This is a genomic window from Vibrio spartinae, from assembly GCF_024347135.1.
Lineage (GTDB): Bacteria > Pseudomonadota > Gammaproteobacteria > Enterobacterales > Vibrionaceae > Vibrio > Vibrio spartinae.
Window position 1 is genome coordinate 3,517,604 of sequence record NZ_AP024907.1, and the last position, 12,950, is coordinate 3,530,553.

The window sequence follows — 12,950 nt, forward strand, 5'->3', positions numbered from 1 at the left end:
TAACTGATTGATACTAAAAGGCTCACCATTTTGTGAGCCTTTTCTCTTCTGTAACAATTTATGTTTTTTCACATAGGTTAATATTATTTACATAATCCCGCATAAGATTTTCTTTGTATCCACTTTTACGCGGACATTCAATAAAGTTATTCGCTTTAATAATCAAGAAATAATTAGCATAGTTAACACTTAGACCTAATATGGCAGACGCTATTAGTAATCTTATTAGAGTTTTATTCTTTGGTTTAATATCACCATATTTTTTGTTTTGAACAAATTCACATGAACGACAGTAAGTACCAACAGAAAGCCATGTAACCAGAATAAAACAACTAATTGGAACAATACCATCAAAGGAAAAAATGACCGCATTGCTACTTCCAAACAAAGTCTGAATAAAAGCTTCCCATATAACCCAAGCCATTAATAGAATAAATATAACTCCAAGGGTTATTATTATGATTTGCTTTGCTTTAATTTTATTTTTCATCAAAAGTTTCTATTGTTTTTTCTACGATTTTCTTTTCAAAATCTGTAACTTTGTCAACAGCCCAAACACCAAAAGATACGATAACAAGAATTGCTAATTTAGCGACTACAGTCTGAGGAGCTATGATAGCACTCGCAAGAAGTTGACCACTTGCAACTGCAAACGCATTCACCAACAGTTTCGCCTCGTCTATGCCTAGTTTTCTGAGAGTATATTCATCATTCACAATGAACTGGAGAGAATTAATTGCAGAGCCAACCAATATCTCTAGTGATCCTGATATTTTCACATATCGTACCATGCCTTTTGTGGAATCTAACGCCCCAAGTCATAATTTTTCAGGATAAGATATTCAACCCCGTCAACCTCTTTGATAAAGGCTATCGCTCCCAGACCACCTAACGCCCTCCAAGCTTAGGAACCTTGGAGCGTGGTTATTCTAACTAACTTCCGAGAATTTATATAACTGAAAATAATTACTCCCGTCTTGATCTCCCCATACAGCAAGGTTGTATCTTATTGATTTAATTGCTTACGCTAAGCAAGATGATTAACATGAATTAAGAGAAGTATTGGTCTATCTTAATAACCTGATCACATTTGATGAGCAGGAAAACCTCAGCGGTAGATATAGATTAAAATTTCTTACATTGATTAATATTTTTTGTATAGTCTCGCATAATATTTTTTTTGTATCCAATTTTTGAGGGGCATTCAATAAAGACATCTGAGTTAACAACTAGCCTGTAATTCATGGTATTAATAAACATAAAAAATATGCCACATATAAGAATCGTCTTATTGATTATTCCACTGCTTATTTGTTTATTATATATTACTCTATATAAAACATTTAGTGTTGCTAGAATAGAGAAGGCAAATGCAGCCCCCAATAATAAAGATATGATGAAATAAGGGTCAATACTTACTATTACAACATCAAAAAATAATGGTCTTAAATATAACTCATATGCAGTTATTAAACTAAAGTAAGATACAAAAATACAGATCACAAGTAAGAATAATTGTTTAATCATCAAAGTTATCCATGACTTCTTTGACTATCTTTTCACTAAAGTTAGTCACCTTATCTACTCCCCACACCAAGGCATTAGATATAACTAATATAACCCTCGAGCCCACAACAGTTGCAGCATAAAGTGGTGCAGCCTCAGCCCATACTAAAGCCAATCCTGCCGCCAATATCGTATTGGTAAGAATCTTAGCTTCATCTACACCCAACTTTCTAAGAGTATACTCATCATTAACAATGAACTGGAGTACATTAATTGCAGAACCAATAAGTATTTCTAGTGGTGCTGATATTTTCACATATCGTACCATGCCTTTTGCTGAATCTAACACCCCAAGCCCTAATTTTACCACTTGTTCATTATTGGCCTTGAACACACCGCCATGAAGTAAGGTTTGCTTCCATTTGTCATAATCTTTCAGGATAAGATACTCAACCCCGTCGACTTCTTTGATAAAGGCTATCGCTCCCAGACCGCCCAGAGCCTTCGCGGTTTCTCTGGCATTGTATAAACCGCTGACGGTATCTTTCACTGTCTTTGCTGCATCCAGACTATCAAAGAAAGCTTTCCATTCATCCGGAGCCAGAACCGCTAATTTCACAGTCTCCTGCTCATAGACAACTTTGACCTCTTTCGATAAGCCATATTCAGGCCAGTACATGGTATCCGGATTCATTTTAATTGTGCGCGTGCCGCTTTCGGCCTGAACTGCATTTGATGCACTGGCAACATTGGATGTATCTGCTGAATGCTGCGCTGCGACAGATGACGCGGATTGATTTGCCCGACTTGCTATCTTAGCCAGCGGTTTAACCGGAGCACTTGCCGCCGTTCCTCCCGGGCCATCACCGATATTGACTGTCCCACCGCCGACATTCACGACACCGCCACAACTGATAGAGCAACCGGACATCGCTGCCGGTTTGCCATCAATCATCACGGTTGATGAGCCAGAAGAAATCGTCCTTGGATGCGGGGGATGTTTGGGCTTATCGTGAGCGGTCAGCGGATCACCAACGCGAGCCGCTGGAATCCCATCAAATTTGACAGTCGGTGAGCCAGATGTAATCGGCGTTGGCGGAAACCCATCGTGATCGCTTCCCATGTCGCCGACTTTTGCGCCTTGAGCCATAACCTTTATTCTCATCTGAATAAAAACAGAGATAATAAGATGGTTATCCTCTATAAATAAACAATATTGAAACTATTTTTTAATTCATTTGAAATAAATTCAGAAAAGGGAATTTTTTATTGATGGTGTAATCGATATATTGCTGACCGCTTTCAATAAAACTCAGGGCGGTAGTTCATCACTGCCGCCCTGAGTCGTTCAAGTCCAATGTTAGCTTGATGTTAAACCGATATTGTCACCATTTCTTCTTCCTCAACGGCTTCGGTTACTGCGACCTTGTGTTTATTCGGAATGAGATTTTCCACAATATTACCGCTTTCGAATTTAATCAGCTGATCAGCAAGGTGGAAATAACGATCATCATGACTGATCACCAACACCAGTTTGTTCTGACGTTTCAGTTCAGGAATGATCCGGGTGTAGAAGATCTCACGGAAACGCGGGTCTTGATCCGCAGCCCATTCATCGTAAAGGCAAATCGGCGTATCCTCAATGTAAGACATCAGTAATGCCAAACGTTTTTTCTGTCCCTGAGACATCGCAACGGAAGAGAGTTTTCCATCTTTGGATGTGACTTTCGTGGTCAGTTCCAAATCGGTCAGATATTTTTGGATCACTTCGTCTTTTTCCGGTTCCCCTTCACCATTGAGAACGTGCTCAAATAAATGGAAATCCGAGAAAATAGTCGAGAACATCTGTTGATATTCATGGGTATCAATTGCCTCCGAGACTACTTTATCATCGAGCTGAATCGTGCCTTGATTCGGGCGATACAAGCCGACCAGCAATTTGGCAAATGTCGATTTACCACTGCCGTTCCCGCCGGTCAGGAAAATTGCCTCGCCGCGCCGAAATTCAGCATTCACGGGACCAACATGGAATGAGTATTCATCATCTTCCGATTGATACTGAAACATCAAGTCCCGGACCGTCAGTTGCTGCCATGACTCATTTTCCGCTTGCGGTTTTTTCTCTCCTTCAGTAGTACGATGAAAATCATCCAATTCTGCCAGTTCGAGGCTCTCGATATTCCGGTAAGAGCTCGAACAGTCACTGAAGCGACTCATTGAATCAATCACACCTTGCAATGGATTGACCATATACAGAATGGTTAACACAAACGTCACGATCACTTCCAGCGGCACATTGGGGAAATAAATCCGACTGCCGAAGACAATAATGCCAATCACGAAAAACACCAATGTCGAAGCCATACTGCCCATCATGGTAAAGATCACGGATACTTTAACGCTCCGCTCACGAATCGCTTTAAAGTTCGGCTCAAGGAGCTGATTGTAGGTAAAACGGCGACGATTGGCATTAATGCTCAGCTCTTTAATCCCGTCAACCAAGGTTTTGAGACCACTGAACATGTCATCTTCATACTCACGCAGCAGCATGTAATGATGGAATCCTCGTTTCAGGAAAAACTTAGCAATCACGACGATCAATGCGATCAATACGAAGACCACCGAGAACAGTTCCCAGGAGGTATATACCATATATCCGAGACACAGCATCACCGTCACGAGACTGTAGATAAAGCCCGGTAACATCAACAGCCCGTCAGATAACTTGGAAGCATCCGTTTTCATCGCGGCCATCACCCGGTGACCACCGATCTGTTCCAGCATCGCATATGACGTTGAAAGCAGCCGCTTCGCCAGTGAATCACGAAACTCATACACCACCCGGGCACTCAATTTTGCCAGCAGATAACGGGATGCAAGGCTAAATAATAATACCGTTGCCACCACACCGACAAAAATCAGAAACGCGTGCTGGCCGGGCGATTTTCCGGCACCAATCAGGCTAACCTGAGCCGTGATGATTCTCAGCATCATAATCCCCGCTAATGCACCAACCACACTCAGGACGGTTGCTGCGAAGATCTGCCATTTAAAACGACTTAAAATGGATTTAAACATCTCAATTCCTCATCTATTTGAATGTGGCCGTACTATCGAATACAACGTTCGAATACAGCAGCCACAACATCTTCAGTTAAATAGCAGTCTTACCCTGTATCGTATCAGTCAGCAGACGAACGTCAGGTTGCTTTAATAATGTCATATGATTTCCCAAACTTTGTAGCACGCTAATCTCGGGCATCAGTGTCTTCCAGCCGACAAAACGTTCCGGTGACGAACCTTGTGCCATCACCAGCGTGGTCGGTGTTTTCGGTAAAACATCCGGTGTAAACCAAATACGAATGTGTGTCGCAAAAGCGCGATAAATCGCTTCAAAGTCACTGTTCCGGGTACTTTTCGGCAGTAATCCGCTGTCAATCAAACGACTTAACGTCAATGCCAGACGCGCATGATACGAAAGCGGGGCCAGATCGGTTGGTGTTAATCCGAGGGAACAACCGCGCATTTCAAATAACTCAATCAAACGGGTCAAGGCCTGAAGATCACTGTATTCCTGATGGTATGTGCCCATCGGCACCCGGGAATCCGCAATTGTCAGAGATTTCACCGAGATACCCTGCGCCTCCATTTGGGTAACCAGCGACAAAGCAATCCAGCCACCAAATGAGTGACCGACAATGTGCAGCTCATGTGCACCCAGCTGGTCTCGTAATGCATCGAGATAGAAAGAGGCTGCGGCCTCAACACTGCTATGAGGAATACCACCGCCCCATAACCCCCGCGGTTGAATCGCCAGAACCGTCCAATCAGATGGCATGGTCTGAACAAAATCAACAAATGAGAACACATTATCCCCGGCTCCGGGAATGCACACAGCCAGCGGTTTGCCGGGTTTCCCGTTCTGCAATTTCATCACCGGGGTTTCATCCGCAACCTGATATGCAGGGTTAGGGTTGTGCCGATAAAAATCTGTGCGACGGGCAATGACTTGTGAAATCGTTGCACCGACATCTGAAATATAAGGGGCACTCATCAACTCATAATGTGTCCCGGGGACGGTGACACAGTAGATATTCTCACTTGGTAGAATATGTGACCACCCAAGCAGCGGGTCAATCGCCAGTGATTGTTGGGTTGCAATCAAATCGAGATGAACCGGTAAAGGTAATGGCTGATACGCCGCACGGAGAAAGTCTTTCTGATGGATTAACATCTGATGAAAATACGTTTCCGTCCATGCCTGAGGTAAATATCCCTCACGACATCCGATATGATAATAGTCCTGCCAATGGTCTTGCTTCGGCAGTTCCACGGGGGTTCCGCGCATCTGTCCGGCAAGATATTCGACGATATTATGGCTCAGTGCCATGATCATTTCGTCATCAGTCTGCACCGGCTGTTCGATGATGCCCGGTACCCAGCTATCTAACATGCCCACAAATTCAATCTGCTGATCCTGACCGAGTAACTGCGCTGCAACTTCATAAGCCAACACACCACCGGAAGACCAGCCAAACAGACGATATGGTCCTTGCGGCTGGGTCTGACGGATCATACTGACATAGCGCTCAGCCATCCGTTGATAGGTTTTTAATGAAGTCTGCATCCGATCCGGTGCCGATAATCCATAGACCGGGACATCGGAATCGATATTCGCGGTCAACGCCGGTCCGTATAACAACTCTCCGCTGAATTCAGGAACAATAAACAGCGGCAACTGTTTCCCGGTGGTCCGGAACGGAATGACTTGATCATGCTGCACTGCGCTGGCTGTGATTTGTGTCGCTGCATCCTGCGTCTGACCAAATGTTGCGGCCAGCTCATGCAGAACGGGCGTGGTCATTAATCTCGCCAAGTCCAGCGTCATCCCCTGTCGCTGCGCTTCACTGACCATCCGCACCGCCAGCAAGGAGTGACCGCCCAACTCAAAGAAGTTGTCGGCGCGCCCCACTTGCTCAACACCCAGCAGCGCTGACCAAATCTCTGCCAGTTGGGTCTCCGCATCGCCCACCGGCGCTTGATATTCATGCCGTACCATCGCGCTGATATCCGGCTCCGGTAATGCCTTACGGTTCACTTTGCCGTTCGGGGTCAATGGCATCGTATCAATCACTACATATACCGCCGGCACCATGTGCGCCGGTAAGCGTGCCGTCAACTCTGCCTTCAGTGTCGCGACATCCGGCACCGCATGCGTATCAACCGCAGTGTAGTAACCGACTAACTGTTTCTCCGCGCTTTGGTTTTCAGCACTTTGGTTTTCAGTACTTTGGTTTTCAGTACGGCCACCAAATGACCGGGCAACAACCACGCCATCCTGCACGCCGGCACAACTTTGCAGCGCCGAACTGATTTCACCCAGCTCGATGCGGAAGCCGCGGATTTTCACCTGGTCATCATTGCGGCCCCGATACTCAATCGTGCCGTCAGCTAACCAGCAACCGACATCGCCGGTGCGGTACATCACCGGATGAGCGCTCTCATCACTGGCATACGGGTTGGCAACAAACCGCTCCGCTGTCAGTTCATCGCGGTTGAGATATCCCCGCGCTACCTGAACACCACCAATGTATAACTCGCCTTCAACACCCACCGGAACCGGATGACCGTCACTATCCAGCACATACATCTGCGTATTGGCAACCGGACGACCGATTGAAACCCGGTCTCCCGCCAGTTGCCGCGGACAGTGCCATGCCGTTACATCGACAGCCGCTTCCGTCGGACCATACAGGTTATGTAATTCTATTTGCGGTAAGCGCGCATAGCTCTTGCGTATCGCTTCCGCCGGTAGCGCTTCACCACTACAGAACACCAAGCGCAGGCTCGGACAATCATCAGGGCGGACCACCTCAAGGAAACTCTGCAACATTGGGGGGACAAAGTGCACGATAGTTACCCCTTGGGTGGTCATTAGACTGATTAAGTAATCCGGGTCTTTGTGACCTTCCGGCTTGGCCATCAGTAATGTGGCCCCTGACCATAGCGGACAGAAGAACTCCCACACCGACACATCAAAACTGAACGGGGTTTTCTGGAGCACCACATCATCCGGACCAAAACCGTAGTCGTGTTGCATCCAGTGCAGACGATTGACCACCCCGCGGTGCTCGTTCATCACCCCTTTCGGTAAGCCGGTCGAGCCCGAGGTGTAAATGATGTATGCCAGATGACGGTTGGTCAGCGCTGCCACCACCGGATTGGTCTGTGGACTATCCACCCATGGCTGTACCGGTGACGTTAAATCCACCAACCGGGTTGTCGCGGGGATTGCGCCCAGACACTCAACTAAATGCCCGCTGGTCAACAGGGCGACCGGCGCACTGTCGGATAACATATATGTCAGTCGCTCACTCGGATAGCCCGGGTCCAGCGGGACATACGCGCCGCCCGCTTTGAGAATCGCCAGCAGAGAGACCACCAGCTCGCAGCTTCTTTCCAGACAGACCGCCACCCGGCTGTCCGGACGCACGCCTTGTTCAATCAGCCAGTGTGCCAGTTGGTTTGCTTGCGCATTGAGTTCGGCATAGCTGAGCGACTGGTCTGCAAACACCACCGCGGTTGCTTCTGGGGTGCGAGCCACCTGCGCTTCAATCAGGGTATGCAGGCATGATGTATCAGGGAATGTGGTTTGGGTCTGGTTGAACTGGTTGAGGACAAGGTCTCGTTCAGTATCTGGCAGAACGATTAACTGACTAACCGGACGCTCCGGCGCATCAGTTAAAGTTGTCATTAACGCCATCAGCGCCTGCTCAACCATTACCGCCATCCGTTCCGCGCCGATACGGTGATCAACTTTGAAATCTAAACTGAACCCCACACCTTCGAGATCATCGACCGACAGCCCGACTGGATAGTTGGTCCGCTCTTCATTGGCGAGCATCTCAATCCCCTGCCAAGCCGAAACCGACTGTTCCGCGTCGATATCCGTTTGGGCACTGCCGCCTTGATAACGGTAATTTAAAAGTGACGTGAATAATGGTGCCGGGGCACTGACGCCACTACATTGCTGCACTTGTGAGAGCGGTGCATGCTCATAGTTGAGTAATTCGGCCAGTCGCTGATGGGTCATCTGCACCGCTTCCCCGGTCTTCATCTGCCCAAGAGACAAACGCAGCGGTAAGGTATTGAGAAACATCCCTAACGCGCGATCCGCCCCGTCACCGCCGGCCATCCGGCCGAACAATACGGTGCCGAAAACCACATCATCTCGCCCAGTCGTGGCCCGAACCACTAATCCCCAAGCCAGATGGAACAGGCTCGCGGCACTGACGCCATATCGCCGAGCGTGAGAACGGATCTGCTGTGCCAGCCGGTCATGAACCGGATGGCGTAACGATTCGATCTCATAGCCATGACTCTGTGTTTCTAACCAATCAAACGGTGCCGAAGGTTGCTCGATGTCAGCCAACTGCTCACGGAAATAATCGCTATATGTTTGCTGACTCAGTTCGGTTCGCGCCTGAGCGACAAAATTCCGGAATGAGATGGGCCGCGGTAGCGTATGTTCCTGTCCCAGCAAATGTGCCTGAACTTCCTCGATCACTAATTCCAGCGTGGTGTGATCCATACATAAATGGTGCTGAAGTAAACACATCACCCAGCGTTGCTGCGCTGGATCCGCAATATAATGAATAGCGAACATTGGCGCCTGAGAGACATCCATCTGCACACGAGAAGGCGCAAAGTATGCCTGTAATTGCTTAACAATATCGAGCGACGACTCAGCGTTTTTGTCCAGTCCGTCATGCGAAGATGAAACCGCTGATAATTGCTCAGCCTGTATCTCATGAATCGCAAGCGGTGCTTGACGCCACACCACCTGATGCGCTTCCCGTAGTCCGTCCCAGACGATACCGGTCCGTAAAATATCATGACGCTGAATCACAGCCTGTAATGCATTGAGAAAATCCGTCATCCGTGATTGCTGATCAAAGGTGAGGATCACTGGCGTAATGTATGGGTCACTCTCCTTTTGTAGGATATGGTGATACAAAATGCCTTCCTGTAACGGTGCCAGCGGATAAATATCCTGAATATTGGCAGCGCCACCCGACACACTGGCGGTAATCACATCAATCTCTGCGGCTGTCAGCTCGGTGAGCGTCAACATCTCAGGAAGAATCCGCGTACACGCCTCAGGAATCTGATTGCTCGGGACACTGACCGCCTGTGGGGCAGTGTTTTCTGTCAGCACATTTGCCAGCGCAGCCAGTGTCGGATAATTGAACAACGCTTTGACACTCAGATGATATCCGCGCTGACGTAGCTGTTCGATCAACTGAACCGACAGAAGTGAGTGCCCGCCCAGTTCGAAGAAGTGATCTTGGCGACCGATCTGTTCAAGACCGAGTAAATCACACCAGATGGTGGCGAGTAACTGTTCAACGTCTGTTTGTGGCGCTTCATAGATTCGGTGAGCAAATGCGTTTTCATCGGCCGGAGGCAAGGCTTTATGATCAACTTTACCATTCGGTGTCAGCGGTAATTTTTCCAGTAACATATAAGCCGATGGAATCATGTAATCCGGCAAGGTCTGATGCAAACGAGATTTGAGCGCAGCCAAATCAACAGTCATACCAACGGTCTGCGTGTAATAGCCGACCAAACGTTGATTACCGCGCTGATCTTTTTGCGCCGTGACCACGGCATCCTGAATCCCCTCGCAGCGACGCAGTGCGGTTTCAATTTCCCCCAACTCAATACGATAGCCGCGGATTTTGACCTGATTATCACAGCGTCCCTGATAGTGGATCAGGCCATCTTGCTTCCAGCATCCCAAATCACCAGTACGATACATCCGCGCATCCGCTTGGGATGAAAATGGATCGGGCAAGAAGCGCTCTTCCGTTAATTCAGGACGATTGAGATAACCACGGGCAACCCCGATGCCACCGATGTAGATTTCACCGGTTACGCCTTGGGGCACCAGCTCACCACAGGCATCTAGAATATAAATCGTGCTGTTGGGTCTTGGCAAACCAATCGGTGGCTCACCATCGAATCCCTGATGTAACGCGCATGTTGTCCCCCAAATGGTGGTTTCTGTCGGCCCATAACCGTTATACACCATGCGATCTTCGAGCAGCCAAGGTTCAATCACTGTTCGGGTGACGGCTTCTCCTGCCGTCAACAGCATTTTCAAATCCGGTAATGGCACATCGGTCCGCATACTCGCCAGCGCTGCGGGCGGTAAAGGCGCATGCGTAATGCGGCGAGATTTCAGAATTGTCAGTAACTCTTCTCCGAGCGGCTGACCCGACCCGGCAAAATGTAACTCGGCACCAGAACAGATGCCCAATACGATCTCAAACAAACTCGCATCAAAGCTGATCGAACTGAACTGTAAGACCCGACTCCCCCGGCCGACAGCGAGCATATTTCGCTGCGCATATGACACGTTACAGACCCCTTGGTGGGCAATCATCACCCCCTTCGGTTTGCCCGTCGAGCCAGAGGTATAGATGATATAGGCCAGATGTTGCGCCGTCAGGCCAAGCGCTGCGACACTCAAATTGGTCGTCGCATAGTCAGCCCACATATGGCGATGGGCATCGATATCCACGACCGTGCAGTCCGGCGTGATTTCACCGAGACGCGGCAGAACGTCTTCATGCGTGATCAACACCTGTGGCGCACTGTCGGTCAGCATATAAATCAGACGCCCGTCAGGATAATTGGGATCCATCGGCACATACACGCCACCCGCTTTCATTGTCGCTAACATCGCAGTCAACAAATCGGCCCGACGGGGAAGAGAAATCGCGACACGACTGTCAGGACCAACGCCATGTTCAACCAACCAGTGCGCCAACTGATTCGCCCGCAAATTAAGCTCACCATAGGTCAACGATTCACAATCAGTAACCAGCGCGGTTGCGTCCGGTGCCTCATCAACAAACGACTCAAACAGTTGATGAATACAGGCATCATCAGGATAATCCATTGCGGTCTGATTCAACGTTTTGATGAGATAGTCGCGCTCAGATTGCGGCAAAATCGGCAACGTACGGACATCCGCATCACGCTCAGCAACCATGCCTTGCAACAAACATTTCCAGTAACCGAAATAACGTTTGATCGTGGCAGGATCAAACAGCGCAGTCGCATAGTTCAGTACGCCGGATAAATGGTCATCACGTTCGGTCATGATCAGCGCCAAGTCTACTTTGGCTGAGTGATCGGGGACATCGACATGAGACAACCGCATCTCGTCCAATGCCGCTTCAACGCGAGGCTGATTCTGCAAGGTAAACAAGACCTGAAAGACCGGAGAATAAGACAGACTGCGTTGCGGTGCGACGGCCTCTACCACTTGTTCAAACGGAATATCCTGATTGGATTGCGCTGCCAGTGACGTCGCTTTGACCTGAGCCAGTAATGCCTCGGCATTCAACGGTTGCGATAAATCAACCCGCAACGCCTGGGTATTGACGAACATCCCAATCAGATGACCGACTTCTTTGCGGGTTCGTCCGGCGACCGGTGTGCCGATCACCACATCATCCTGTCCTGCCAGACGTCCCATCAGTGCCGCCCAACTGGCGAACAATGTCATATACAAGGTACATCCATAGCGTTGACTTAACGCTCTCAGTCCTGCGGTCAGTTCGGCATCCAACGTCACAGTGACATTATCACCGAGATAGTCCCGCTGTTCAGGACGAGGGCGATCGGTCGGTAATGACAGCAGTTCAGGCGCACCTTGCAGATGCGAGACCCAGTACTGTTGCTGTTGCTCAAGCACTTCACCTTGGATATGGTCTTGTTGCCACTGTGCGTAATCACCAAACTGGATTGTCGGTCTCGGCAGTGGATCAACGCCATTCTGTGCATACGCATGGTATAACACACTTAACTCTTCAGTCAGGATTCCCATCGACCAACCATCAGCAACAATGTGGTGCATCATGATATACAGAGTGTGATCGGTATCGGTTTGACGAATCAGACGCCCTTGCACCAACGGCCCTTGGGTGAGATCAAACTGGGGCTCTTCATAAGCGGATTCAACCTCACCCGCAACCGGGTGGCAAATCTCCAGCGGTAAACCGCTATCCGGTGCACCGATGATTTGCATCGGCTGCCCTTCACGAACCTCAATATGAGTTCGCAACGCTGCATGGCGAACCACCAACTGATCCAAAGCCTGCGTTAAAGCCGTCATATTTAACGGCCCTTCAATGCGCAGCCCTGAGGCAATCACATAAGCCGCCGTTGTCGCAGAATCCATTTGTGACATCACCCATAACCGCTGCTGGGCCAGCGACAATGGAAATTCTCGTTGGCTTTCATCAGCGGCCACGATGATATCTTGCCCGGGAAGCTGGGGCTGTGATGCCCCGTCTTGTTCAAGTTGTTCCAGAATTGCCATCATTTCTTCGGGTGACAATTCATCAATAGAAAAACGTGTATCAGTCATG

At 48.6% G+C, this 12,950-nt stretch carries 4 protein-coding genes and 1 pseudogene; all 5 read right to left on the bottom strand.

From position 1 onward, the window contains the following. Nucleotides 1-58: 58 nt before the first annotated feature. Nucleotides 59-490 (bottom strand): DUF1240 domain-containing protein, encoded by a 432-nt coding sequence (locus OCU60_RS15770; protein ID WP_074375034.1) that lies wholly within the window; start codon nucleotides 488-490, stop codon nucleotides 59-61. Beyond that, complete coding sequence (locus tag OCU60_RS15775) at nucleotides 480-779, bottom strand: hypothetical protein (RefSeq protein WP_074375033.1); 300 nt, start codon at nucleotides 777-779, stop codon at nucleotides 480-482. Before OCU60_RS15775 ends, OCU60_RS15770 begins: the two co-directional genes overlap by 11 nt. A 1,592-nt stretch (nucleotides 780-2,371) precedes the next feature. Then, nucleotides 2,372-2,656: pseudogene (locus OCU60_RS15780) on the bottom strand (type VI secretion system PAAR protein); the annotation flags it as partial. Between the two features lie 221 nt (nucleotides 2,657-2,877). Next, nucleotides 2,878-4,584 carry a cyclic peptide export ABC transporter gene (locus tag OCU60_RS15785; protein WP_074375031.1) on the bottom strand — a complete coding sequence of 569 codons (1,707 nt, stop codon included), beginning with the start codon at nucleotides 4,582-4,584 and terminating at the stop codon, nucleotides 2,878-2,880. Between the two features lie 76 nt (nucleotides 4,585-4,660). Continuing rightward, the gene (locus OCU60_RS15790; protein WP_261854729.1) at nucleotides 4,661-12,949 is read right to left on the bottom strand and encodes a non-ribosomal peptide synthetase; all 8,289 of its coding nucleotides are present in this window, start codon (nucleotides 12,947-12,949) and stop codon (nucleotides 4,661-4,663) included. Nucleotide 12,950: the final 1 nt, after the last annotated feature.